Origin of the sequence: Cohnella phaseoli (assembly GCF_003386235.1) — a bacterium.
Lineage (GTDB): Bacteria > Bacillota > Bacilli > Paenibacillales > Paenibacillaceae > Cohnella > Cohnella phaseoli.
On record NZ_QRDZ01000004.1, the window covers coordinates 92113 to 118493 of the forward strand.

23 protein-coding genes are annotated in these 26381 nt (G+C 54.5%); 17 read left to right on the top strand and 6 right to left on the bottom strand.

Annotation, left to right across the window (positions count from 1 at the left end):
* From DFP98_RS06695 to DFP98_RS06705, 3 genes are all read left to right on the top strand, one after another.
* On the top strand, positions 1-1299 hold the full coding sequence (locus DFP98_RS06695) for a TcaA 3rd/4th domain-containing protein (RefSeq protein WP_116059796.1): 1299 nt from the start codon (positions 1-3) through the stop codon (positions 1297-1299).
* 185 nt (positions 1300-1484) lie between these two features.
* Positions 1485-2234, top strand: a complete 750-nt coding sequence (locus DFP98_RS06700; RefSeq protein WP_116059797.1) for a cyclic nucleotide-binding domain-containing protein — start codon at positions 1485-1487, stop codon at positions 2232-2234.
* Between the two features lie 177 nt (positions 2235-2411).
* On the top strand, positions 2412-2840 hold the full coding sequence (locus tag DFP98_RS06705) for a DMT family transporter (RefSeq protein ID WP_116059798.1): 429 nt from the start codon (positions 2412-2414) through the stop codon (positions 2838-2840).
* Between the two features lie 12 nt (positions 2841-2852).
* Here DFP98_RS06705 and DFP98_RS06710 read toward each other — a convergent pair whose 3' ends face one another.
* Both DFP98_RS06710 and DFP98_RS06715 read right to left on the bottom strand, forming a co-directional pair.
* Positions 2853-3608: a response regulator transcription factor gene (locus DFP98_RS06710; RefSeq protein WP_116059799.1), complete on the bottom strand. Its 756-nt coding sequence runs from the start codon at positions 3606-3608 to the stop codon at positions 2853-2855.
* 16 nt (positions 3609-3624) lie between these two features.
* Complete coding sequence (locus DFP98_RS06715) at positions 3625-5472, bottom strand: cache domain-containing sensor histidine kinase (RefSeq protein WP_220377062.1); 1848 nt, start codon at positions 5470-5472, stop codon at positions 3625-3627.
* 188 nt (positions 5473-5660) lie between these two features.
* Here DFP98_RS06715 and DFP98_RS06720 point away from each other — a divergent pair, with 188 nt between their 5' ends.
* From DFP98_RS06720 to DFP98_RS06735, 4 genes are all read left to right on the top strand, one after another.
* The gene (locus tag DFP98_RS06720; RefSeq protein ID WP_246016440.1) at positions 5661-6587 is read left to right on the top strand and encodes an ABC transporter permease; all 927 of its coding nucleotides are present in this window, start codon (positions 5661-5663) and stop codon (positions 6585-6587) included.
* Between the two features lie 18 nt (positions 6588-6605).
* Positions 6606-7490, top strand: coding sequence for a carbohydrate ABC transporter permease (locus tag DFP98_RS06725; RefSeq protein ID WP_116059801.1), 885 nt, complete (start codon positions 6606-6608; stop codon positions 7488-7490).
* Between the two features lie 83 nt (positions 7491-7573).
* On the top strand, positions 7574-9244 hold the full coding sequence (locus DFP98_RS06730; RefSeq protein WP_116059802.1) for an extracellular solute-binding protein: 1671 nt from the start codon (positions 7574-7576) through the stop codon (positions 9242-9244).
* Between the two features lie 19 nt (positions 9245-9263).
* Complete coding sequence (locus tag DFP98_RS06735) at positions 9264-10919, top strand: right-handed parallel beta-helix repeat-containing protein (protein WP_116059803.1); 1656 nt, start codon at positions 9264-9266, stop codon at positions 10917-10919.
* Between the two features lie 418 nt (positions 10920-11337).
* On the opposite strand, the gene DFP98_RS06745 is transcribed toward DFP98_RS06735, so the two are convergent.
* Both DFP98_RS06745 and DFP98_RS06750 read right to left on the bottom strand, forming a co-directional pair.
* Positions 11338-12279, bottom strand: coding sequence for an RluA family pseudouridine synthase (locus DFP98_RS06745; protein WP_246016441.1), 942 nt, complete (start codon positions 12277-12279; stop codon positions 11338-11340).
* Between the two features lie 58 nt (positions 12280-12337).
* Positions 12338-13390: a CAP domain-containing protein gene (locus DFP98_RS06750; protein ID WP_116059806.1), complete on the bottom strand. Its 1053-nt coding sequence runs from the start codon at positions 13388-13390 to the stop codon at positions 12338-12340.
* A 201-nt stretch (positions 13391-13591) separates the two neighbouring features.
* On the opposite strand from DFP98_RS06750, the gene DFP98_RS06755 reads away from it, so the two are divergent.
* Genes DFP98_RS06755 through DFP98_RS06775 form a run of 5 tightly spaced genes read left to right on the top strand, consistent with a single transcriptional unit; the run spans position 13592 to position 17846 of the window.
* Positions 13592-14323, top strand: a complete 732-nt coding sequence (locus DFP98_RS06755) for a hypothetical protein (protein WP_116059807.1) — start codon at positions 13592-13594, stop codon at positions 14321-14323.
* A gap of 29 nt (positions 14324-14352) precedes the next feature.
* The gene (locus DFP98_RS06760; protein WP_116059808.1) at positions 14353-14760 is read left to right on the top strand and encodes a GntR family transcriptional regulator; all 408 of its coding nucleotides are present in this window, start codon (positions 14353-14355) and stop codon (positions 14758-14760) included.
* Complete coding sequence (locus tag DFP98_RS06765) at positions 14757-15680, top strand: ATP-binding cassette domain-containing protein (protein ID WP_116059809.1); 924 nt, start codon at positions 14757-14759, stop codon at positions 15678-15680. Before DFP98_RS06760 ends, DFP98_RS06765 begins: the two co-directional genes overlap by 4 nt.
* A complete protein-coding gene (locus DFP98_RS06770; RefSeq protein WP_116059810.1) occupies positions 15677-16582 on the top strand; it encodes an ABC transporter ATP-binding protein in 906 nt (301 codons plus the stop codon). The genes DFP98_RS06765 and DFP98_RS06770 overlap by 4 nt, the downstream gene beginning before the upstream one ends.
* A complete protein-coding gene (locus DFP98_RS06775) occupies positions 16575-17846 on the top strand; it encodes an ABC transporter permease (protein WP_116059811.1) in 1272 nt (423 codons plus the stop codon). The genes DFP98_RS06770 and DFP98_RS06775 overlap by 8 nt, the downstream gene beginning before the upstream one ends.
* A 341-nt stretch (positions 17847-18187) precedes the next feature.
* Here DFP98_RS06775 and DFP98_RS06780 read toward each other — a convergent pair whose 3' ends face one another.
* Positions 18188-18988, bottom strand: a complete 801-nt coding sequence (locus DFP98_RS06780) for a helix-turn-helix transcriptional regulator (protein WP_181917521.1) — start codon at positions 18986-18988, stop codon at positions 18188-18190.
* A gap of 60 nt (positions 18989-19048) precedes the next feature.
* Here DFP98_RS06780 and DFP98_RS38955 point away from each other — a divergent pair, with 60 nt between their 5' ends.
* Entirely contained in the window at positions 19049-19342 is a 294-nt protein-coding gene (locus DFP98_RS38955) for a hypothetical protein (protein ID WP_181917522.1), read from the top strand.
* A 586-nt stretch (positions 19343-19928) separates the two neighbouring features.
* A complete protein-coding gene (locus DFP98_RS06785; RefSeq protein ID WP_116059813.1) occupies positions 19929-22274 on the top strand; it encodes a helix-turn-helix domain-containing protein in 2346 nt (781 codons plus the stop codon).
* Positions 22275-22352: 78 nt separating this feature from the next.
* On the opposite strand, the gene DFP98_RS39990 is transcribed toward DFP98_RS06785, so the two are convergent.
* Complete coding sequence (locus DFP98_RS39990) at positions 22353-22481, bottom strand: hypothetical protein (RefSeq protein ID WP_281275130.1); 129 nt, start codon at positions 22479-22481, stop codon at positions 22353-22355.
* A 78-nt stretch (positions 22482-22559) separates the two neighbouring features.
* On the opposite strand from DFP98_RS39990, the gene DFP98_RS06790 reads away from it, so the two are divergent.
* The 3 genes from DFP98_RS06790 (at position 22560) to DFP98_RS06800 (ending at position 26302) form a co-directional block, all read left to right on the top strand.
* Complete coding sequence (locus DFP98_RS06790; RefSeq protein ID WP_116059814.1) at positions 22560-23522, top strand: ABC transporter permease; 963 nt, start codon at positions 22560-22562, stop codon at positions 23520-23522.
* A gap of 15 nt (positions 23523-23537) precedes the next feature.
* Positions 23538-24434: a carbohydrate ABC transporter permease gene (locus tag DFP98_RS06795; RefSeq protein WP_116059815.1), complete on the top strand. Its 897-nt coding sequence runs from the start codon at positions 23538-23540 to the stop codon at positions 24432-24434.
* A 182-nt stretch (positions 24435-24616) separates the two neighbouring features.
* Positions 24617-26302 (top strand): extracellular solute-binding protein, encoded by a 1686-nt coding sequence (locus DFP98_RS06800; RefSeq protein WP_116059816.1) that lies wholly within the window; start codon positions 24617-24619, stop codon positions 26300-26302.
* Positions 26303-26381: the final 79 nt, after the last annotated feature.

A 26381-nucleotide genomic window follows, 5' to 3' on the forward strand; every position in this document is an offset into this window, starting at 1 on the left:
ATGACATCCAAGAAAATGAAAATCACGATCGGAGCGGCGGCGTTCGCGGTTCTCGCGGCTGTCGGGTTATATTTCCTGGGCAACTACTTGACGGACGAGCAGAGGCTGCTTGAGCGCTTCGAAAGCTCGATCGACAACGGGCAGCCGGACAAGCTGCTGAGCCTGTTCGCCGCGTCCGATGAAGGCGCGGCTGTAGAGCGCGCGACGGCGGAGGCGATCGTCAGCTATCTCGGTGCGGACGGGCCGGCGAAGCATGCGGTGCTTTCCAGACTGAAGTCGGAAATCGCGCGTTTGAGCGACGGCTCGGCGGAAGCTTCGACGAACGACGGAGAGTCCGCGTTTGTTTATGCGCACAAGAAGGAGAAGAAGCGCTGGTTCGTCTTCGACGATTATGAGCTTAAGCTGCGCAGCTACAAGGTTCCGGTAACGACGAATTTCGGCGGCGCGCGGATTATGCTGAACGGGGAAGAAGCCGGAATTGCCGGGGTAGGAGGCTCAACGTTGCAGATGGGCCCGCTGCTGCCAGGGAAATATAAGGTCAAAGCGGTATACGCGGGTAAATATACGACACTGGAAAATGAGGTCGAGCTGGCTCTGTTCCCTCTGGGAAGCACGGCGCATCCGCTAGAGGTTCCGCTGAAAGGCGAATATGTCGACGTATTCTCTAACAACGGCTTTGCCCGTATTTTCATTAACGGAGAAGATATCGGATTAAGCGTAGAAGAGGGACAGCGGATCGGACCGATCGCGACGGACGGCTCGAATACAATACATGTGGAGGCCGATTATCCGTGGGGTACCGTGAAGAGCGAGGAGCGGCCGATCGACGGCACGCGGGCGGAGTTCAAGCTGTCCGCCTTAACGGACGAGACGAAGGAGCAGATCGTGGATGCCGCGCATGCATTCGCGGCCAGCTGGTATGAGGCGTTCCGCGAACGCGACGCGGAGCGGCTTCGGAACGTCCATTCGGATCGCAAAGCCGACTTGGCCAGCCATTTCGCCGATATGGTCGCCGGAGACGAGCACTATATCGGGAAGCTGAAACGGGCGGTTTTCGACCGGGATAGCTTGCGCCTCGACCAACTGGATGCTTCGGACTACTCGGCGACCGTGCTGGGTCGACTCGATTACGAGGAAGCCTATTATTACGGAGCGTTCGACTTCAGACCCGATCCGGTCGCCGGCTCGCAGACGATAAGCTATCGGCTTCGTTACGACAACGGCAAATGGATCGTATACGAATGGTCGGATGCCGGCTCCGCGGTTCTTTCCTCGAATGTGAAGAGCTACGAGGGTTAAACCTCATTTACGTAAATTGATTATTTAAAAGTTGAGGGCATCTATCTCCTTCCACTGCTATATGAGGCAGTGTCCAAGAGATAGATGCCTTTACTTATGAGATAGCCGGGATAAACTCGTTTCATTTGTCACGCAAATCAAATTCGTACTTCCAATGGGACATATGTCCTTTTGCTCAGGGAATAATGGTTTTACAATGGGTGCAGACAATAGACGTGGACGGTCAGGTGAACGGGATGAGACAAATTCGCGATCCGGCGCTGCTGCGGAGAGTTATGGAAGAGCAGAGGCTGGCCGGCATGTTCGGAGAGAAGACGGAAGCGGTCATGGAGCTATACGAGTTCGGCAAAGGGGAGATGATCTGTCGGGCCGAGGACAGCATCGAACATCTCTTCATGCTGGTCCGGGGCAAGCTCAAAATTTATCGGGTGCTGCCCAACGGCAAATCGATTTTGCTCCGCTTCAACAACCCGCTCAGCCTGATCGGGGACATGGAGATGCTGGGCGACTTGAAGGTCAACAACTCGGTGGAATCGGTGGGGAACACGCTGTTTATCGGCATTAAGCGGCAGGCGCTGGCCGATACGGCGAGCGAAGACCCGGCGTTCCTGCGCTTTATTATCAAGCATCTGGCCCGCAAGCTGAATACGAACTCCACGGTCGCCAGCCTCAATATTTTGTACCCGGTGGAAACGAGGTTTGCCAGCTATCTGGTCGCGATTACGGCCGACGAGCACGACCGCGAGCGGATCGAGGAGCTGAAAGCATCCAAGCTGACCGAAATCGCGGAGCTTCTCGGAACGAGCTACCGTCATCTGAATCGGGTGATCGCGCAGTTTGTCGCGCAGGGATTGGTCGAACGGTCGAGGGGAGCTCTGTACGTCAAGGATATTGCCGGCTTACAGCGTCTTGCGAGCGGCACATTGTACAGCTAGGGCGTGTAAGCAAACCCGCTCAGGGCTCTTTCACCGTCTTTTCGCCCCCTGCGTCGTTACTTTCACTTGACGCACCCCCGGTACGCCTTCACAAAAGTTCGTTGCATGGAACGAAAATTCGACCAAATCTACTATCCTCGGAGTAGGCATACTCGCCCAAGGAGAGGTGAAGCGAAAATGTTGGGAGCTCTATACGCGCTGATTGCGGGCTTGTTCGTTAGCGTTCAAGGGATATTTAACGTGCGGCTTAGCGAGAAGGTCGGCTTCTGGCTGACGAACGCGATCGTGCACGGATCGGGTTTCGTTCTGTCTCTCGTCGTGTTCTGGCTCATAAGAGACGGAAGCTTGCATAAGCTCGGTTCAGTCAACAAGCTGTATCTTCTCGGCGGCTGCATGGGCGTCGTAATCGTCTTCACGGCCATGAAGTCGGTTATTGCGCTCAACCCGGCGTACGCAATCGCCATTCTGCTGATCGCGCAGCTGCTCGGAACGCTCGCCGTCGAAAGCTTCGGCCTGTTCGGCGTCGACAAGGTGGCGCTGTCGGCCAACAGGCTGATCGGCATCGGCGTTATGATCGCGGGAGTCGCCATATTCAAGCTGAAATAAGCCGACGTCCGCTTATACGCGTTCCTTGTTGTCCCGGTACTCGTTGGGCGTAATGCCGGTGACGCTTTTGAATACTTTGAAAAAATATTTCTCGTCGGAGAATCCGATTTTTGTAGCGATCTCGTAAATTTTATACTTCGGGTCCAGAAGAAGCATCTTCGATTTCTCGATGCGCAGCTTTTGCAAATAACGAACGAAATTAACTCCCGTCTTCTTCTTGAATAAGGAGCTGAAATAGCTCGGGTTCATGAAAATTTGTTCCGCTGCGGAGCGCAGCGTGATATCTTGATCGTAATGGCGTTCCAGGAACTCCACGATGTGGGCAATCGAATGGTTATCGTAGGCCGAGGGCCGGGTTTCCGCCGTTTCGCGAGCGGGACGCAAGAGGCGCTCCGAATCCAACTGTGCGATCAGCTTCGTCAACGCATCATACAGGTTCTTCTTCTTAATCGGCTTAAGCAGGTATTCGCCGACTCCGAGAGAAATGGCTTGCTGCGCATACGAGAATTGGCCGTAACCGCTCAGAATGATCGTTTTGCAGCGGATCCCCGCTTGGGCCAGATCGGCCAGCAGCTCCAGTCCGTCCCCGTCCCCCATGCGAATATCCGTGACCAGCACGTGCACCTCCTGTGCGCCTGCGATTTCCAGCGCCTGCCTTCCGCTGGAAGCTTCAAGAATGGAAACGAACCCCAGATCCATCTCCTGGATAATCTTCTTGATTCCCGCCCGGATAATATCCTCGTCCTCCACAATCAGCAATCGGTACATTTTGTTCGCCTCGCTTCTATAAGATGAAGTTCGCCGGCAGGATCAATGCGACGATCGTTCCCCCGCCCGGAGAAGCGTCGATCTCCATGCCGGCCGAGGAGCCGTAGCAGTAATGAATGCGGTCGCGCACGTTCGCAAGCCCGATGCTTCCCGAGCGGGAGCCAGCGCTGGCCGCTTCCCGGGCGACGATCGGAACCGGTTTCTGGTCGGGTTCGCGGGACAGTCGGTCTCGGAGCGCATCCAAACGTTCGGGAGAGATCCCCATGCCGTTGTCCCGCACCTCGTACCGAATCAGATGGTCGGGCAAATCTTCCGCCGAAATGCGGATCGTCAGTCTGCCGCTGAATCCGCGCATGCCGTGAACGATGCAATTCTCGACAAGGGGCTGCAGCAGCAGGTTCGGAATCCGAAACGCCATTAACGATTCCGGAATGGCGCATTCCAGGCTTACCCGTTGATTCAACAGCAGGTTCTGGATGTGCAAGTAGTCTTGAATATGCTCAAGCTCCGTCTCGAGCGCGATCGCTTCTTGGCCGTTATAGATGTTGTATCTCATGATGTTGCCCAGTGCGGCAATCGCGTCGGACAGTTTCTCCTGGTCTTCGGTCTCGGCCATCATGCGAAGCGTCTCCAACGTATTGAACAAGAAATGCGGGTTGATCTGCGCTTGCAGCGCTTTAAGCTCCGCTTCTTTCTGGGACACTTGCGACTTATATACGCGATTGACCAGGTCGTCGATCTGTCCGGCCATCGAGTTGATATTCACAGCGAGCAAATCGATCTCGTCCTCGCCTTTGACGGGGATGCGCACCTTGAAGTTTCCGTTCTGGATTTTGCGGACGTTGCCGACGATGCGCACGATTTTCTTGATCAGCAGTCCGGCCAGCGCGAACGAGAGAATGGCGAGCAGAACGGTGAGCAGCAGGATCAGCAGCAGGAACGCGTCTCTCGTCTTCGCCCACGGACGATTGATCTCGGAATGGGGCAAGAGACCGACGAGGGAAGTGTGCAGTCGATCGATGGGCTGAACGGCATAACGGTAGGAAACGCCGTTAAGCTCCATGTTGCCTTGGCCGGCGACGGACAGATCGATTCGCCGGAAAGCGTCGCGGCTCGCCTGTTGTGTCGTCGATTCGTCGAACTCACGGGGAACGGACAGCAGTTGGCCGCTCCAATCGACTGCGAACACGCCGCCGGAGGGCGACAGCGCCATAGAGATCGACTTGGAGAAGAAGCGATCGATGTCGATCTCAAGCTCCAGATACGAAGTTTCCCCGGCGAAATCTTCATTGATCGGGTAAAACAGCGAATACACCGGATCATTGCTTTTTTTGCCGTAAGGATAATCTCGTTGCACATGCCAGCTTTCCCAATAAGGGTACGTCGTCTTGATGCGTTCTTGCAGGGTACGGAACCAGATTTCCCCCGAGTATCGCGAGACTGGTAGGAAGAAATCGCTTTCAGGAAGCGTTTCGTTAACGGTAAAAAACCGAAATTCCCCAATGTCTTGATGCGTGGACGCAAACCAGGACAGCAGCGATTGAATCGAGGTGTTCATGACGTCGATCAGCTCGGATTGGTCGTAATACCTTTTGAGGAGCGCCTTCTTCAGCACAATGTTCGTGGAAATCAAATAGCCGGTTTTCTCAATGTCGTCGACCTCTTTGTTGACGGCCGTTTGGAGTTGGCTCATCGTTTGGTCGACCGACTGGATTCGCTCTCCGCGCATGGGCACAATGACTTCGTTGTAGATCCACACCGCGCTGATCGAGACGGGAATAAGCACGATCAGGATATAGGAGAGGAACAGCTTGGACTTGAAGCTGAACCTGCGGAACCGGCCGGGCAGCGGAAGCAGTCGCATGGGCATCACCTGGTTTTATTGTAGGGGATGCTCGGATATTCGTCCATACGATGGACGGGCCGCGAATCAAAGAGCCATAAATCGTCGACTAAACCCAAAGATATTCTCCTGATTTCGGAAAAACGAGCGTCTACAATGGAATCAGTCGCCACGAAGGAGCAATCGAAACAAGGAAAGGGGAGATCCCGGTGCATCCTAGAAAAATCAAATCCTCTCGCGGATGGGATAACCAACTGATTTTGCAGTTGATGCTGTTGCCGGCGTTGTTGACGTTGTTGATTTTCAGCTATCTTCCGATGTTCGGAATTGTAATCGCATTCAAAGATTATAACGTGCTCGACGGCTTGTTCGGAGGGGCGTGGGTCGGGTTCGATCATTTTCGCGAGATGTTCGGCGACGAGCGTTTTCATAGCGCCTTGCGCAACACGCTGGCGATGAGCTCGATCAAGCTGGTCGTCACGTTTCTGGCGCCCGTCCTGTTCGCTTTGATTCTGAACGAGCTTCCGCTTGCACGCTTCAAAAAGTGGACGCAGACGCTGACGACGCTGCCGCATTTTCTGTCCTATGTGATCATCGCCACGCTGACGATGATTTTCCTGGATCCGAAGGGGATCGTGAACGGACTGCTGCAAAGTCTCGGGCTGACGAACGGTCCGATCGAGTTTCTTGCCGAGCCGGGACATTTCTGGACGCTGGGAGCTTCGCTCGATCTGTGGCAGGAGACGGGATGGGGAGCGATTATCTATCTCGCCGCGATTACCGGAATCAATACGGAAATCTATGAGGCCGCGAAGGTGGACGGAGCGGGAAGGCTGCGAACGATCTGGCATATCAACTTGCCGGCGATCCGCAGCACGATCATGGTGCTGCTCATTCTCAACATCGGAAGTCTGATCTACGGAGGCTCGAATTTTAACCAGTCGTATTTGCTCGGCAACGTATTTAACCGCGATACTTCGTACGTGCTCGGCTACTACACGCTCGACAACGGGCTGCTTCAAATGCGATACGCCTTCGCGACGGCGGTCGATCTATTCCAGTCGTGCATCTCGCTTGTCCTGCTTCTGGCCGCGAACTGGGCCGCCAAGAAGATCAACGGGAGCAACATTTTCTAGGAAGGGGGCGACATATCGATGAACGCTATCAAGCTGACATGGGAGGACAAGGCCGTTAATGCTGTTGCCGTGCTCATTGCGCTCGTTCTGCTGATCGTGGCGGCCTATCCTCTTTATTACGTATTGATTAATTCGTTGAACGACGGAGCGGATGCGGCGAGCGGCAACATTTATTTTTACCCGAGAAAATTCTCGCTGGAAAACTATTCGATGGTGTTCAAGCAAAACTATTTGATTACCGGCTTGGGCATGTCCGTAGCCCGAACGGTCGTCGGAACCGCGGCCGCGGTGCTCGTCACCGCGATGGCGGCCTACGCGCTGACCAAGGAGAACCTGCGATTCAGGAAGCTCTACCTGGCCATGGCGATTGTGACGATGTACTTCTCCGGCGGACTTATTCCGCTCTACTTTGTCCTGAACGAGCTTCATCTGCTGAACAATTTTCTGGTGTACGTTTTGCCGTCGTTGTTCACGTTTTTTCACTGCCTGCTGTTCATGGCGTTTTTCCGCGAGCTGCCCAAGGAGCTCTACGAATCCGCTTATATTGACGGGGCGAACGATCTGTACATTTTTTTCAAGCTCGTCATTCCGCTGTCCATGCCGGTCGTGGCTACGATCTCGCTGTTTGTGGGCGTTAACCATTGGAACGATTACTTCGTTCCTTCGTTCTTCATCTCTCGGGAAAGCTTGCAGACGCTGCCGGTCATCTTGATCCGTTTGTTGTCGCTCAGCGAAGCGCAGCAGCAAATTCAGCAATACTTGGGCAATCATCAGTCGAAGGTCACGATGGAATCGCTGCGCTATGCGACGCTGTTCGTCTCGATCCTGCCGATTACGCTGCTCTATCCGTTCGTCCAGAGATTTTTCGTCAAAGGCATGCTCGTAGGATCGATCAAAGCCTGAGACAAGCTAAGAAGATTTTGGCTGGCTGGTCTATCGCAAGGCCGGCGAGTTAAAATAAATAGAATACTAGGAGGTCATCTCGCATGAGAAGCATGAGAAAAAGCAAAACAAGCTTCGCCTGGTTCATTTGCGCGGTTCTTATCGCAGGTCTGCTTGCCGGTTGTTCATCTAACAAAGGAAGTTCGGCTTCATCGGAACCGGCCGCGACCGGGTCCGCGTCCACGAGTCCATCGGAATCCGCCGCAGCATCGCCGCAAGCGCCGTCGACCGAGCCGATCACGTTCGACATGTACGTCAACTTTTCGTGGTATGCGTTGAACTGGTCCGATCCGGCCGCTAAGAGCATTACGGAGAAGACGGGAATAACCCTCAATATTACGAAGCCGGTATCCGACGATAATCAGAAAATCAACATCATGCTGTCGAACCGCGAGCTTCCCGATTTCGTGCTGTTGGATAAGTCCGATCCGGCTTTGCAGCGGATGATCGATGGAGAGATGCTGTATTCGCTAGACGAACTGATCGATCAATACGCGCCAGAGATGAGGAACGTTCTGCCGGAGGAGGCGCTGACCAATTACAAATCCGCCGACGGCAAAACCTACAAGCTGGTCAGTTTCATCGAAGGCAAGCAATACCAGGAGTCCGCGAGAAAATACAACGCGCTCATCGGTTCCAATCAAACGTCCTGGTCGATCCGCAAGGATTATTGGGAAGAGATCGGCAAGCCGGACATCGGAACCCAAGATGCGTTCATCGCGGCGCTGGAGCAGATTCAGGCGCTTCATAAGGACAAGATCGGGTTCTATACGAGCGCAAGCGGCATTCCGAACGCGAAGCATCTGACCGAAGTCGTCACGCTCGGAACATCCGCGATGCTCGGCGTTCAAGGACTCGTCAAGGAAGGCGATACGCTGAAATCGGGGCTCAGAAGCGCGGAATACCAGAATGTCATTCAATTCCTGAACAAGCTGGCGATCAAAGGGCTGCTAACCAAGGACTCCTATATCGATTCGAAAGATATTTCCACGCAGAAAATGAATAACGGAGATGTCATCTCCTATGTATGGACGATCGGAGACGGAACGAAGGTGCCTGCGGACAATCCGAACACTTCCTATGTCGTAATGGCTCCGTTCCCATCCTATAAACAAGTAAGAGACGGAAGCGGTTGGACGGCGATCGCCATTCCGAAGACGAACAAGAACCCGGAGAGGGCGATACAGTTCCTGTCGTTCCTGTCCTCCCAGGAAGGCCACAAGCTGACGAAATGGGGCGTCGAAGGGGAGACTTACGTGGATGCCGCGCAAGGTCCGCATTACCGCATGGTCGACGGCAAAGCGACGTACCTGCCGGAATATTGGGCGGAGAAGCAGAAGGACTGGTCCGGCGTCGCAGAGAAGAACGGGCTCTCGGAATATTGGCTGACCGCCAACTCCACCTGGTGGAATGAACCGGAATGGGATGCGAGCGATCCGCAATTCGCCGAGTACAACAAGCTGTTCGCCGATTACGTCGAGTACGATCCCTCGATCGCCGGCATTACGCTGGATTCGTCGACGCCGATCGGGATCGTGGAGAAGAAAATCATCGACCTGTACTCCGGCTATTATTCGAAAATGATTTTCGCCAAGGATGAATCGACGGCGATGAGCCTGTACGCGGAATTTATCGAGAAGGCCGACAAGCTCGGCTTGGCGGACGTGGAGCAGGCCTGGACGGACATCTACAAAGCGAAGAACGCGAATCGATAATAGAGACGGAGAAGATCGGATGGACGCAGTGCGGGAAGCGACAAGGTTCGGCATCGAGCCGGATACGGGCGAAAATACGGCCGATCGGATTCGGGCGTTCATTCGCGACGGTTTGAATGAAGGAGTGCGGGTGTTCAGGTTTAAGCGCGGACGGTACGAGATTGCGGACGCCAAAGCGATCCAGGATTTCGAAACGCTGATGGCGGGCAATGGTTCGTGGGATCTGGGAGACGACACGGAGAGCAAGAACGTTCTGATCCGCGCGGAAGGAATAGAGCGCATCGTCCTGGATTTTCAAGGCTCCACCTTAATGTGTCATGGCCTGATCCAGCCGTTTTGCTTCAAAAATTGCAGTCGCGTCGAAATCCGCAATGTCGTCGTAGACTGGAGCAGACCGCCGTTTTCGCAAGGAAGGATCGTCTCGGTCGACGAGGACGGCTTCGAGATCGAATTCGATTCCGAATATCCCGTTCGTTCAGGGATACCGGTCGCAGGACTGATTGATTATATCCCGGGAAGCGATTACCCGCTGCGCGGAACGGTGGACTGGTTCCATATCGCAGAGCGCACGGAGTTGACGGGTCCGCAAACGTTGCGCGTAACGCTTAAGGAATCGCCGCGCGCTCGCATGCGGGAAGGCGGTGGCGGCAACCGTGCGGTTCCGGGGATCGGAATGTCTGTCATCGTACGGCATGTCATGAATTACAAGGCGGCTTTCCTGTTTTACGGCTGCGATCGCGTCGAGCTGGAGAATGCGACTGTCTACGCCGCGCCTGGGATGGGCGTGATCGGTCACAACTGCGGCGATGTCTCGATGCGCGAGCTTCGAGTCATGAGGCGTCCCGGAAGCGGACGGATCATGAGCGCCAACACGGATGCGACGCATTTTATCGGATGCATGGGAACGATCGAGTTCGACGATTGCCTGTTCGAAGGGATGGGGGACGACGCAACTAACGTGCACGGCTTCTATCTCGGCATCAGGGAACGCAAGGGGGACGATACGCTCCTATGCGGAGTGGATGCGGACATCCAATCGGAATGTCCGGAAGTTCCCGTCGTCGGCGACACAATCGAGTTCACCAGTCGTCGCGACTTGCAGCCTTATGCGACGCTGCATGTACGCGAGGTCGAGACGGATGAGGATGGGGGCATCGCGCTGCGCTTCAAGGAGCCTCTTCCGGAGCGGTTCTCTGTGGAAGATCTGCTCGCAAATGCGTCGCGAATCGCCAAGCTGCGATTTCGCGACAGCCTCGTCCGCAACAACCGCGCACGGGCTATTCTGGTGCAGACCCGGGACGCGGAGATTTCCGGCAATACGTTCGATCATTGCACCGGAACGGCCATTCACGTGAACTGCGCGGACGGTTGGAAGGAATCGATCTCGACGGCGAACGTGATGGTGACGCGGAACGAATTCCTCTCGTGCGGCTTCGGAGCAGGGACGTACCGTAAGACATCCGCGCTCGCCGTGATGACGGAAAGCGAGCGTGCCGGCCTCGGAACTCACCGGTCGTTCGCGTTTACCGACAATTTCATTCGTGGCAACGGCGCGGTCGCCGTTAGGCTGGAGTCGTTGGATACGGCTTTGGTTAGGGGCAATCGTTTCGAGGAAGCGGGGGAGGCAGTCTCCATCGACGAAGCGAGCTGCGAACGTGTTGTTGTGGAAGAGTAAGGGGCTGTTCCATAAGACAGGTCGTACAAGATGATCGATGATAAAGGTTAAGGTGGATGTATCTCCCTACGATGCTGTAAGCCCCTGAAATAGGAACGGGTAAATCCGTTCCTAATTTCAGGGGCTTATGAGGCAGTCTCTAGGCTATTCATGACTCATAACGCTTTCAGTTAATTACCAGTAGTTATCCGCACAATCATCGAGGACGCTCAAGTGACATACAACCCTTCATTTTGTTCGATTTGTACGATTTCCCCTACAAACTTCCGTCGTTTGACCTTGAGTAGAGCAGCTTTGTACGACTTTTCGAACAAACGTCCGCCGTTTAAGCCTGATTCGAGCTGTGTTGTACGATTTTCCGCACAAACTTCCCCGCGTAAACCCTTGTGTGCAAATAGATCCGCCGCCATTCCCTTGACTAACGAGCCTCTTCCTTAAATTGACTCAGGAACGGCTTAGGGATGTCCGTCTCGAAGCGCATCGGCTTGCCGGTCGTCGGATGCTCGAAGGCAAGCACGCGGGCGTGAAGGCCAAGGCGGGAGAACGGCTTTGTCTTCGCGCCGTACTTCTTGTCGCTGGCGATCGGATGACCGATGTCCTGCATATGAACGCGAATCTGGTTTTTGCGTCCGGTTTCCAGCTCAAGCTCCACCAGGGAATAGTTGCGGCTCGCTCTCAGCACCTTGTAGTGCGTGATCGCATGCTGCCCGTCGTTCGCTACGGGACTGGAATACATTTTCAGCGTCGAAGTTTCCTTCAGCCAGGACGAGATCGTTCCGCTGGCTTTCTTAACAAGGCCCTCAACCAACGCGACATATTTCCTCTCCGTAACGACATCCTTCCAATTGTCCTGCATTTTTTTCTGAATCTGCTCGCTCTTGGCAAACATCATGACGCCGGACGTCTCTCTGTCCAATCGATGGAGCACGAAAATACGCGCTTTGGGATCGGCCTGACGAACGTGGGCGGTCAGCTGCCGATAGGCGGTCAGCTCGGTTTCCTGCGCGGTCGCGATCGACAGCAGTCCGGCGTCCTTATGAACGACGATCACCGCATCGTCTTCGTGTAGAATGCGCAGGCCGACAAGAGGCGCTGACGCCGATGAGCGAGTTTTGCTCACGGTCACCGTCTGGCCGGGGCGAAGCGGATGGTTGTACTGCTTCTCAATCCGATCGTCGACCGCGATCTGACCGTGAGCGAGCATAGATTTAATGCTGTTGCGTCCTTGCGGCGCAAGCTTGGCCAGCAGAAATTCTAACAATTCGCCGGGCTCCGTTACTTGAAGCCTTCTGGCGGGTGCAGGCTTGCGGCCCGGAGAAGCCGCTGCTTGCCGACGGGAGCCTTTAGTTTCTTTTCTCATATTTAAAGTTGATCGTTCCTCTCGCATCTTGGGATGATTGTAATCGATTGATTATACCTCATTTGGCCGCACGAACGAAATTCACGCTATAAGACAGCGTCTGGGCAGTTCCCGATTTCGAGAGCAGCCCGCGGATCGTCACTTGATAACGATCCCCTTCCTTATACTCTGCAATGCCGCCCGGGCGGAAAATAATCGCAGTCCCCGAGCCGTACCCGTTCGTATCCACGTTAAAGTAATTGCCCTTTTCAGCCACTTTGCCGGATTTCGAATTCAGCGTCCACGTTTTTCGATCGCTCTGCCGTACGACCGTTACTGTGATCTTTTTTGCCTCCGGCGCCCGGAATTTCGCTTCGTTCAGACTGATCGACCAGGCGTAGTTCGGACCGAATACCTCCAGCGGGAACGCTCCCTGAGCGGGATAAGGGACATAGTTGTAGTCGGGCACTTTGGTCCTGCTCTCGTCGAACACTTGCATGACGGTATAGAGCCATCCCGACTCGCTTGCGGCCTGCCCCAGTCCGATTCGCTTCAGAGCCGGATTCAGAATCCATCTGCGATGCCCGACCTCGGCCAGATTGCTTGTATCGGAATCTTCCATATAGGCGTCGATCGACAGCGCCATCGTATGATCCTCATAGCCGTAGTACGCATACAGATTGGACGCGGACGCGGATTCATACCCTTTCTTATAGAAGGCTTGGGGCATGTCCGCCGGTCGTGCGGGCTCATGGCTGAAATCGTCGTCTGCGGCGAGCAGCACCGCGCCATGCTGAGCTTGGTCATTCAGGCTTGCCGTCGCGCTCAAGTCGTAAGGAAGGCCGCTTATAAAGCGGTAGAAGTTGACGGCGTTCACGCCGTCCCGGATGTAGCCCGGCTTCAGAGAGCCTGGAGCGTACGGCTTGCTGACGGAAGGCAGACTCGCATACGGGTTCTCGTAATCCGCCGCAGGCTGCATCAGCTTTTTCCATTGAGCGGAGATTTCCTGCGCGCTGCGGGCCGGAAGGCCGGACGTCAGCGGGGTTGTCGCGGAGGAAGCCGTCCAAGGCTGCGGAAAAAGCGTTAGGACGAGCAGCGAAGCGCACACAAGCGCCAATCTTTTGATTTTCATAGGAACAGCTCGCTTTCAGTGGGTTTTCTGGATGGCTGAGCAGGTACGCAGAACGGTTAATTAAACGGTAAGCATAAGTTTTACTTACAATCATTCGCCATAAGGAAAAAAGATTCCTTCCAGGTATTGACGATAGGTGTTATGCACTGTATAGTGTGTATATGGATATACACACATGAACACTGTGCTGGGGGAATGAAAATGAGCCAGCGGCAAGCCGTCGCTTATATCGGAGCTTATTTGTGGAGACGAGAACGGTTCGGCATGCTCTTTACCCTCGTATTCGCCATTTATCTGGGGGTGATCAACAGCGCCGCCATCGATGGGGTGTTGGGAGGAGAAGAAGATGTGCCGCGAGCCATAAACGGCCTTATCGATTGGGTGACCCTGGCCATGTATCCGATCTTCGGAATGGTGATGAACAAGTCCTCTTGGAACATGTGGAGAGACGATTACTATTCGAAAAGACTCGCTCAATGGCGTACGATGCCGATCCCGGCCGCTTCGATCGTTCGGGCCAGAATGCTGCAGAGCGCGGTCATGCTTCCGATCATTGGCGGGGTTTACCTTCTGGCGCAGTACTTGTTGACGCCGGCGCTGCGAGATTACGTTACGCCGATGCAATGGATCGAAAACGGGCTGATCTGGATGTGCTATGCGCTAATCATAATACCGGTCATTATTCTGATGGAGCTGGGATATACCGGAAAGCAATATTGCTTGGTCTACTTCGGACTGATGATCGCGGTGGCATTGCTCTCGATCGTGCTAACGTGGCAGGGAGTAAACGTATTCCATAGCGTGTTGAATTTAATTAAAGACGGGTACGGCCCGGTGACGATACTCGGAATGGCGGTCGTCGCGGCAGCCTCGGTCCTGATTGGACATAAGCTGACCATCGAACGCATCCGCAGAAGATCGTTGCCGCTCTAAGCGGCGGACAAGGAAAGAGGGGTGAGCTTGTGTGGCTGCCGATACGGATTGACGAACAACGTCCGGAACCGCTCTATCACCAGATCGAGGTGCAGCTTCGCGGCCTGATCCTCGGCGGACAGCTGAAGGAAGGAACTCTTCTGCCTTCGATTCGCGAGTTGGCGGTATCGCTGAAATGCAGCGCGATCACGGTTAGGAGAGTGTATCAAGATCTTGAAAACGAAGGCCTGATACGCACCAGACAGGGCACGGGGACGTTCGTTGCAGGCGTGGAGCCGGTCGCTCGGGATGAGCATCGACTAGAGAGGTTGACCCAGGAGTTGGAAAAAGCGATCGAAATCGGGCTGCAGCTAGGCTGTGCGCCGGAGGAGATCGAGACGGCGTTCCGGCAAGCGCTGCATCGAAAAGCGACGGAGAAAGGGGAGGACTCGTCATGACGATTGCGAATATGGAAGCTGCAATTTCCCTTCGCGGCATGAAGCTGCAGCACGAACGGTTCGCTCTTGGCCCCGTGGATTGCAGCATTCCTAAAGGGATGGTTACAGCGATCGTCGGACCGAACGGCTCGGGCAAGAGCACGCTGTTTCGGGCTTTGCTGGGATTAGAGCCGGTCCGGGCGGGAGAAATTGAGATGCTCGGCACGCTGCTGGACGGAAACCAGGGCGACCAGTATAAGAGCAGAATCGGATTTCTGGCCGAAAACCCGCATGCTCACGAGAGTCATCTGACCGCCAACGAGAAAGCGAAGTTCGCTTCGAACTGGTATCCGAGCTGGGAGTGGGAGAGGTACAATAAGCTGCTCCGACATTTCGACGTAGACGGCGGAATCAAGCTGTCCAAAATGTCGAAAGGAATGAGACGAAAGGCCGAGCTCTCCATTGCGATGGCGCACGACCCGGACCTGCTGCTGCTCGACGAACCCTCATCGGGATTGGATCCGTTCGCTTGGAAGACGATGCTGGAGGAGCTGGGGCGTTATATGGAGCCCGGCGATCGGACGCTTGTGTTGGCTACCCATATTTTAGAGGAAATCAAGCGACTGGCAGATTACATCCTGTTTATCTACAGAGGCAAAGTTTTGGGGCTCTACGAGAAAGATCGGTTGCTGGACGATTGGCGAACGATCGTCGTGCAGATCGATTATGCCGCGAAGGGCGGAAGCGAGATGCTTCAGCGAGCTCCCGGTTTTCAAGGCTTGTCGGAAGCGGGAGCGGGGCTCTACCGGCTTGAAGTGGACGATCCCGAGCGGGGCGAAGCTTATTGCCGCGACAACGGATTCCGTGTGGTAGCCGTCCAGCGTATGGAGCTGGAAGATATATTGAGCTGTTTAATTCGAAAGGAGGAAGCAAGACGATGAATTCATTGAAGGTAGATAAAATTATTAAAAATTACGGCGACAAGAGGGCCGTTAACGGTCTTAGCTTCGATGTAGCGGCAGGGGAAATCTACGGACTGCTGGGCGCCAATGGCGCGGGGAAAACGACGACGATGCGTATGATTCTGGGCTTGATTTTGCCGGACGAGGGCGATGTTCGTTACTTAGGCAATCCCTACAGCGAGCAGCAGCTTAGCATGCTGGGCTACCTGCCGGAAGAGCGGGGGATGTATCCGAAGATCAAGGTAAGCGAGCAGATTCTGTATCTGGCTCAGCTGCGCGGCATGTCCCGCAAGGATGCGGACAAGAATCTGAAAATGTGGCTGGATAAGTTCCAGGTGCCGGAGTATTACAACAAGAAGGTCGAAGAGCTGTCCAAGGGCAACCAGCAGAAAATCCAGTTTATCGCGGCGGTCATCCATAATCCGAAAATTCTCATTCTCGACGAGGCGTTCAGCGGACTCGACCCGGTTAATGTGGAGCTGCTCAAATCGACGGTCAAAGAGCTGCGGGACGGAGGAACGAGCATCGTGTTCTCCACGCACCGAATGGAGCATGTCGAGGAGCTGTGCCGTAACATTACGATCATGCACAAATCCAATCCGGTACTGCAAGGGCCGATCAAGGAAATCAAAAAGAAGTTTCCTCAGGAGCGGGTTATCGTCGCGGGCGACGGAACGATTGAGGGATTGGATACGATCACCGGAGTGAAGCACGTATTCCGGCACGAGCACGGCGGCTACGAGTTAAAGGTAGATTCTCCGGAAGTCGGTCAGCGTATTCTGAAGCACGCTCTGCTGCAAGGTCCGATTAACCGCTTCGAAGTCTTGGAACCGACGCTTAACGAAATCTTTATTAAAACGGTAGGTGAGAGCCATGAATAATAGCTTATGGACGGTAATGTCGTTTACGATGCGCAACAAGCTGCGCAGCAAAGGATTTATTATTATGACGGTGGTGCTCGCGGCGCTGATGATCGTTGGGGGCAACCTGCCTTATCTGATCGACAAGCTTAGCGGGGGCGGAGATGGCGAAGCCGCGAAAATCGGCTATGCGGAAGCAAGCCAGGCTCAGGTCGTAGAGGGGCTGAAAGATCACTACGCGAAGCTGCCGGAGCCTAAGGTGGAGCTTGTCGGCATGGCATCCGAGGAACAATTGAAGTCCGCGCTGGAGAACGGCGATCTTAAAGGCTACCTGACGTTCGCGGACGATGCGGCGGCCGGGTTCCCGAAAGTCACTTACAACTCCAAGAGTGCATTCGAGGGAGGAATTTCCTCCTCGCTGGCGACCGCTCTTCAACAGGTCAAATACGATACCTTGCTTGAGGGCGCAGGGCTGGACGAGACGCAGAAGGCGCAGCTATACGCGCCGGTTGCATTCCAGACCCAGAAGGTCAGCTTCACGGATGAGAAAGGCAAGACAGAGGAAGAGCAGGGCATGGCCATCGCGTTGACGTACATTATGATCATCATGCTTTTCATGGCCGTTATGATCACGGGACAACTGATCGCTACCGAGATTACGGCGGAGAAGAGCTCCCGCGTTATGGAAATCATCGTGACAAGCGTATCTCCTCTGAAGCAGATGTGGGGGAAAATTCTCGGAACGTTCCTCGTGGCCATGATTCAAATCGTCGTTCTGGTCGGCGCGCTAGTCGCAAACTTGACGCTGCCGCACAACACGGACATTCTGAAAAGCTTCGGCTTCGATCTTAGCTCGATCGATCCGCTGCTGCTGGTTTACGCGGTATTCTTCTACCTGGCGGGCTTCTTCCTGTACGCGACCTTGTTCGCGGCGGTTGGATCGATCGTCAGCCGTACCGAGGACCTCGGCCAGGCCGTTATGCCGATTACGATGCTCACGCTTGTCGGCTTCTACATCGCCATGTTCGGCCTGAACCAGCCGGACAGCACGCTGATGGTCGTCTGCCAGTACATTCCGTTCTTCTCCCCGTTCCTCATGTTCCTGCGGATCGGCTTGGCCGAACCGGCTTGGTGGGAGATCGCGCTGTCCATCGGTATTCTGATCGCTTCGATTCTGGCTATCGGCTGGCTCTCCGCGAAAATCTACCGCGTCGGCGTACTGATGTACGGCAAGCGTCCTTCGATGAAGGAAATCGTGAAGGCTATGAAGGCTTATAAGGTGTAGGGGAGTTAGTGTGGAAGCTTTGGGTAACGGTTATAGTTGAGACTCATTACATCGATAATTGAGACATTTCAGGTCATAGGTTTGAGACCAAATTTAAAGCCAGTAATAGCAGAGTTTATTGCTAATACTGGTTTTTTGTTATAATCTTCCACGTTGTCGATTGCGGGTACGGCAGCCAGATAGAATAGCCCCTTCGAACGGAACATCGACGAGACGATCTTGATCGGTTCGCCTTTTCACGCGACCACTGAAGCAACCGAGGATGCGCCTCGGTTGCTTCTTTTCCTAAGCCGGCTTGAACGTCCTGTTCAGGCCGACCCAAGGAAGCGTTTGTACGCAAACTAACGCGTATCCCGGAATTCCGAAGGGCTCATGCCCGACACGGATTTGAACAGCCGACTCATGTAATAGGGATCTTCATATCCGATGGCGGCAGCCACGTCTCTAATCGTCAACGGGGGGACGATCCGGAGCAACTCTTTCGCTTTCTCGATGCGCAGGCGAATCATGAACTCCATCGGAGGAATGCCTTTGTACTTCTTGAACAGGCTGCTCACGGTCGCCGGCGTTATGCCGAAATACTCCGCGATGGATGGCAGCGACAGCAACTCGGTATAACGATTCAGGATATAGCGTTCGATCCCGAGTGCCAGCTTCGACTGATCTTCTTTGGAACGGCTTTCGGCTAGCACGAGATGAAACAATTGATCCAGAATAACCGACATTCCCTCATAGATGGAGGAGTATTTATACGAACTGGAGACGATCTCGTCGATTTCAAGTTCGATTTCAAGCATACGGGTCTGATTCAGCCAAGGATTCGTCTGTTGAAATAGCTGAACGACCCGTTTAAGCACGCCTTCCAGCTTAATCTGGGGACATTCTCTCCGTTCGCAATCGCTCAGCAACTTGCCGAACTCCGCTAGGAAGGGGCCGGGCTGGCTCTTCTCGATCCACTTCAGCAGCAACTTCTCCGTGTTCACTCCCAGCGGGTGCTCCACGAGAGGTTGGTTCGTTTCGGACGGAGCGGGAACGATCCATCGGGACTGGCCGAAAACGACGCTTTTCTGCAGCAGGATCCTATCCCTTTGAATCCGATAGGGGAGATCCTCCACGGCGTCGATCGGCGGCTGCGCGATCATTGTGATCGGGAAATGCTGCCCCGACAGTTCGCCGTATAACCGGCCGCTTATCCCGATGGCGTGCAGGCAGCCTTTATCCAGGGTCCGGGCACGATCAGCCAATCGATCGCTATTGAGGTGGCCAGCGTCTACAAATTGCACTTTAAGATGGCCCGGCGAACGGGGGGCGCGCAGACCGTCAACGTGTACTTCGACGGCGGACTGATCGGAACGTATACGCCTTCGTCGCTCGATTACGCCGACTTCTATACCGACGCCTTCGCGACTTCGCCGGGCAATCATACGATTCTGTTCAAGGGCATGACGAACAACGATAACACCGTGTTTATAGACGGCGTCAGTTTCGTCCAGTAAGTCCAGTAATCTGCGGAGAAACCCCCGCAAGGATTCAATAAAACAGGTCCCCTCTCTTTGCTGAGGGGACCTTTTGCTCGGCGCCTAGCATCTACGCCGACACCGACTTCCATCGCGTAGAACTGCATATTCTGCTGATGCTACAACTTCGAGACAGTACTATAGCAAAGGGGCAGTTCAGTTCTATAGCGATCTTGAATCTACTAAAAGAGCAAGTGTTGATCTCCTTGCAAATCACGATGGTTGCGAGAAGAAAGAGCGGTGCGTGGGAGAGGTAGACATCACCTGCGAATACTGCTCAAGGTCTTATCGATCCGAGCAGCCCAAAACAACCTGTCTGAAGTCGATCGGTGGCCGCTGTAAAATCCGATTTCAACAGGAACCTTTCACGGTCAATGGGAGTAAATCCACTATTCATTTGTCGGACCGCGTGATAGAGTAAGATTCTGAAGTGGGGACGGATCGGTCGCTGTCACGTCGGCACTGTTTTGAAAGTGCTTACAATTCGGGGCGGCAGGACGATAAAGCGCTTGTCGTTTCGGCGAAACGGGCACCGTACAGACTGAGAAGAGAGGGGGCGTATCCGATGGCCGACGGTAGGATGCCTAGCGTCAGAACGGTATTTATGCGTTTTATCGTGCACTATATGATTCTGCTGCTTGTCATTTCCGGTATCGGAGGATACGTATATAACCGTTCGTTCGAGCTGGCGAAACGGGAAGCGATTGAAACGGGAATCGTCAGACTGGAAAAAAGCATGGCGTTGCTGGATTCGCGGCTGAACGAGGTGGAAAGCATCGGGACGCAGATTTCGCTCGATGGCCGTCTTGGCAACTTGCTGAACGCCAAATTGCCGTACGGAGGCGACGACTACTATGCGATGAAAGAGTTGTCCGACAACCTGGCCAATTATAAGCTGGGCAACAGGCTTATTCGCGAGGCGTTCGTCTACTTGAACAAAGGCGCGTTTATTTCCTCCATGCACCCGACGGCCGAAGTGGAAGCTTTTTACGGAAAACTTTTCAGATTCAGCAATTTAACGTATGCGCAGTGGCGAGATTATCTTCTCGGCGATTACCGCTATGCGGCGTATTATCCGGAAACGAGCGTTACGGTGAACGGAAGCCTGCGCCAAGTCATCACGTACGTCCAGTCTGTTCCGATCGGAGCGCTTAACACCTATAAGGGCGCGGTCGTCGTGCTGCTTGACGCGAGCGAGGTGAAGGAGCTGTTATCGGGCGCGATCGCGCCAAGCCGAGGCTGGATATACGTCGTGTCGCCCGGAGGCGAGAGGATAACGGGCACCGGTTATTCGGATATGCGCGAGCTGCCCTCATCCGTCACGCAAGGGAGCCGGGGCTACAAGGAACAAACGGTCGATGGAGAAAAGATGATCGTTATGCACGCCGAGTCGGGGGCAACCGGCTGGAAATATGTCGCGGCCATCCCGCAGTCGGTCATTTCGGAAAAAGTAGCCTACATTAAAAGGCTGTACATTTATACGATGATCGTCACGATTACGGTTGGACTCCTCATCGCCGTTGCGTTCTCTTATAGCAGCAGCCGCCCGATTCTGAATATCGTGCGCAAGCTTCGTTCGGGCTTCGGCGAACCGTTGTCCGACGCCGTACGAAAAGGGTCGACATGGGACTATTTGGACGGAACGATATCCGAGCTGATCGCCAATCGCAACGAGCTGAAGCGCGATTTATCCCGTCAGATGGAAATCGTTAAGGCGACGTTCCTGGAACGGCTGCTGCGTGGAGGATTCTCGAAGGAGCCGGACATCGAAGCGGTCCGCTCCTATATCGACCTAGGGCTGGAAGGCGACCGGTTCGTCGCCGTCGTCGTCGGTATCATCGGGGTGCGCGACGCTTCCGATTTGACGCCCGATCTGCTGAAGCGGCTGGATCTGGCCAAAGTGCTCGTGCAGGAAGAATTCAGACGGCACCTTGCCCACAGCATGAAGTTTTATCATCTGGATGAATGGCGGACGGTGCTGCTGATCGGTCTTGATGTCGGGGACATGGCGATATTCCGTCATGAAATCGAAGCTTCCGCCGAAGCCATTTCGCTAAAGCTGGCGGAAGAGTTCGGCATCGGCATCGCGCTTGGCGTCGGCAAGCCCTGCGACCATCTGATCAGAATTCGCAACTCTTTCGACGAGGCGCTGCAGGCGCTGGAAGCCGCGGAGACCCGCCGGACTGCGCGCGAACCGGTATTTTTCGGCGATATCCTTCACGACCTGGACGACTATTATTATCCGACCGATGTGGAGACGCGAATGATGAATCTGATCAAGTCGGGAGACGAAGCGGAAGTGCGGGGAATTATCGATGAATTAAGGAAACGCAATGTCGCCGAAGCGAGACTCTCGCCGGAATCGACCGCCCAATTGGCGTACGAGATGCGGGGGACGGCGGTCAAGCTGCGCAAGGCGATGGCCTTAACCGGACAGGAAGTTGCCGAGAGATTGGAGACTCGAATGGACGCCTTGATCGGACACCGGTCGCCTACGCAACTGTTTCTGGACGGGGAGGCTTTATTTTTGGAGTTGTGCAGAATTGCCGCCTCGAGCCGGAGCGGTCAGAAGGATCATTGGAAAGACAAAATCCTGAACATCGTTCATGCCCGATTCGAGCAGGACGATCTCTCGCTGACGACGCTCGCCACAGAGCTCGGAATTAAGGAAAAGTATGTTTCCCAGCTGTTCAAGGAGCAGATCGGCGAAAGCTTCACCCAATATCTCGAGATGCTCAGAATGGATCGGGCCGCGCGCCTGCTTGGCGACCCTGCGGTTACGGTGCAAGATATTTCCCGGCTGAGCGGATATGCCACGCCAAATACGTTTTATAAGGCGTTCAAGCGACATTACGGCGTAAGTCCTACCATTTACAGACAGCAGCGGATCGGTTTAGAGGATCCATCGTAAGTTGAGCCGATTAGTCCCCTATCAAGACCGTTAAACACATGCCTTTCATGCGTTTAACGGTTTTTTTCTATGCGCGGCTCAGCCTTGCGTCGCACAGAAGCCGATCCGTCCGGCTTCATTCACGGTTTCGGAATGATTCCACGCCGTCAAACGGGAATCCGTCATGCCGATCCGGCGACAATCCACTTCCTGCGCGGTCTGTCGCATGGTATCTTCATACCTGTTCAACGGTTTGCAAGCGATTGCAAAAAGGATTTGATATCCGCCACCCGAGGAGTATTGCCTATGAAAATGGACAAAAGAAATCGAACCAATCTCAAATGGTACAGCGCTCGTAGCCTGAAAAAGGAGGTGCGCGGCAATTACCAGCTTTATTTGATGATCGCGCCGCCGCTTGTCTGGCTCGTTATTTTTATGTACGTGCCGATGTACGGCGTGCAGATCGCCTTCAAAAACTTTCGCGCGGTGGATGGCATCGGCGGCAGCGAGTGGGCGGGTCTGAAATATTTCGAGAAGTTTTTCCGCAGCTACGACTCTCTACAGATCGTGTTGAACACGTTGGAGGTGTGCTTCTACACGCTGCTGGCCGGGTTTCCTCTGTTCGTGCTGCTAGCGCTGCTGCTCAACAATACGAACCGCAACCGCTTCCGCCGATGGGTGCAGATGTCGACGTTCGCGCCGTATTTTATATCCGTCACGGTCGTGGTCGGCATGCTGGTGCAATTTCTGTCCGTTCAGGATTACGGCATCATCAACAATATCATCCGGTTTTTCGGCGGGGAGCCGATCATGTTCATGACCAAACCGGAATGGTTCAGCAGCGTGTACGCCTGGTCGAACATATGGCAGGGAGCGGGGTTTAACGCAATTATTTATATCGCCGCGCTGGCCGGCATTGATCAGGAACTGTACGAGGCGGCGGTCGTCGACGGGGCTTCCAAGTTCCGGCGGATGCTGCACATCGATCTTCCCGGCATTATGCCGACGGTCGTTATTACGTTTATTCTCGCCGTAGGGCAGGTCATGAATCTCGGGTTCTTCGACAAGATCTTCCTGATGCAAAATCCGCTTAATCTTGATCGTTCGGAAGTGATTTCCACCTACGTGTACAAAACGGGGCTCGCCTCGTCGCTGCCCAACTATTCCTACGCGGCCGCGGTCGGATTGTTCAACACGATGATCAACCTTGTCCTGCTACTTCTGGCCAACCGTATTTCCCGTAAAGTCAATCAAACCAGCCTATGGTAAAGGAGGATGTCACCGATGGACAAATTATTCGCGGCTCGCGGCGACCGTCTGTTTACGGCCGTGGTCAATCTGCTGCTGCTGGCTGCACTCGTCGTCACGCTTTATCCGCTCATTTACATTGCAAGCTCGTCGTTTAGCGCGCCGTCGGCCGTCACTTCCGGCAAAGTCTGGCTGTGGCCTGTCGATCCGAGCATTGACGGGTACCGCGCCGTCTTCCGGTATGCCGGAATTTGGCAAGGCTTCGCCAATACGCTGTTCTACACAGTAATCGGAACGCTGATCAGTCTTGCGCTGACCGTACTGGCCGCTTATCCGTTGTCGAGGCCGGATTTTCGCGCGGGAACGCCGCTGATGCTCGTGTTTACGTTTACGATGTTTTTCAGCGGCGGACTCATCCCGACTTATTTGCTGGTGAACCAGCTCGGGCTGTACGACAGCCGGATGGCCGTCATCCTGCCTTCGGCGCTTGCCGTCTACAACCTGATCATTACGCGCACTTTTTTCCAGACGGGCATCCCTAAGGAACTGCTGGAAGCGGCCAAGCTGGACGGATGCAGCGATTTCAGCTTCGTGCGCCGAATCGTGCTGCCGTTGTCGGGCGCGATCCTCGCGGTTAACGCGCTGTTCTACGCCATCGGCTACTGGAACAACATCCAGAGCGCGCTTATCTTTCTAAAATCGAACGACAAGATGCCGCTGCAGATGATTCTCAGAGCCATTCTGATTCAAAATCAGATCGACCCCAGCCTTACCGCTTCCATCGATACGAAAGCGATGGCGGAACGCGCCAATTTGCGCGAGCAGCTGAAATACGCGCTCATCGTTGTCTCCAGCCTCCCGGTCATTCTGCTGTACCCGTTTGTGCAGCGTTATTTTGTCCGAGGGATCATGATCGGTTCTATCAAGGGCTGAACAACAATGCTCGTTTGGAAAGGAGGCGATGCGGAGCGCCGGCGACTTCTGCCAGGGGCGGACCATACGGTACAATCGGAGTTACGGTAGGCCGACCGAGCGGGCTGAATGACGATGCGCAGAATGAAATAGACGCAAACCGCAGTGCATCTATCACAATGACAATCCGGAGGGGTAACTGAATGCACAAAACGACAAAAATGGCTTTGACCTTGCTGCTTGGCGTATCGCTTATGCTGGCGGCTTGCAGCAATAACGGCGGAAACTCGAAAGAGGCGGCGCCATCCGGCAGCGCAAGCGGGTCGGCGGAGACGAAGACGGAGGCGTCCAATTTGACGCCGCCCGGCACGTTCCCGATCGCGAAGGAGACGGAAACGCTCAAAGTGTGGGCAAGCCCGCCAAGCTGGATCGGCAATCTGGAGGACAATTGGTTTACGAAATATTTTGAAGAGAAGACGAACATCAAGATTGAATGGGTGCGGGCCAACATGGAGGATTATCGCGACAAACTGAATTTGATGCTCGCCAGCCAAACCGACATTCCCGATGTCATCATGTCCTGGGGTATCGGCAACGCCCAGCAGATTGCTTACGGCTCGCAAGGTCTGTTCCTGCCTCTAAACGATCTGATCGAAAAGTACGGCGTCGCGACGAAGCAGGTATTCGACTACAATCCGATTATTGAAAGCGCGATCACGGCGCCGGACGGCAATATTTACGGTTTGCCTTCCATTAACGAATGCTATCACTGTACGTACAGTCACAAATTGTGGATTAACCAACAATGGCTCGATAAGCTGAAGCTCGACGTGCCGACGACGACGGAGGAATTTTATCAGGTCTTGAAAGCCTTCAAGGAGAAGGATCCGAACGGCAACGGCAAAGCGGACGAAATACCGCTTACCCGAGGCTCCTGGCAAGGCGGCATCGACTTTTTCCTAATGAATTCGTTCATCTACAACGAGGCCGGGAATCGCCTGATGCTGCAAGACGATAAGGTCGTGCAGGCGCCGGTTCAGCCGGAATGGCAGGAAGGGCTGCGCTACTTAAACAAACTGTATGCAGAAGGGCTGATCGATCCCGAGTTTCTGCTGCAGGACGACAACAAGGTGAAAATCCTGACCGGCATGTCGGAAGCCGACAATCGGGTCGGCGCGGTAGCCTCCGGCGCGATGGGCTTCGTCGATTGGAGCGAAGGGAACCCCGTCAAGGAGCATTTCGTAGCGCTGCCGCCTCTCACGGGACCGAACGGAGTCTCGTTCGCCAAGCAGTACGCCTTCGGGATGGGAACGGGCAACTTCGTTATTACGAAAGAAGCAAAAAACCCGGATTTGGCGATGCGTTTCGCGGATGCGATTTACCAGATGTACCTGGAGGGCGATTACAACCTTTACGGCGAGGAAGGCGACGTCTGGGTGAAGGCCAAAGACGGAGAAGTCGGATTGGACGGCAGGCCCGCCAAGTACAACGTGCTCAAGAGTGGGGAACAGCCGAACAATTTCACGTGGAGCAACGGCCTGAACACGTTTATGACCGCCGAGTGGCGCAATGCGCAAGTGGTGACGCCAGGCGTGTGGAACCACGAAAAAATCTTGTACGATGAAACGCAAAACAAGTATGAAGGCAAGGGGCCGAAGCAGCAAATGCCGGGCAGCTTCATGATGCCGGAGGACGAGGCCACGGAGTGGGAGGAACTGAACAACGCCGTCATCAAGTATTTGGACGAAAGCGTAGCGAAGTTTGTGACCGGAAACCTGGACATTGACAAGGATTGGAACACGTATTTGAACAACCTCGAGAAAATCGGCTATAACCGGCTGACCGAACTGACCCAGACGGCATACGACCGACAGTATAAAGGCAAATAGAAGCGACCGCGGATCGGCGGGGCTTACCTTGTCGCAGGAGACGAAGCCCAAGCCCCGCCATTTCGGGGTCGCTTACGGG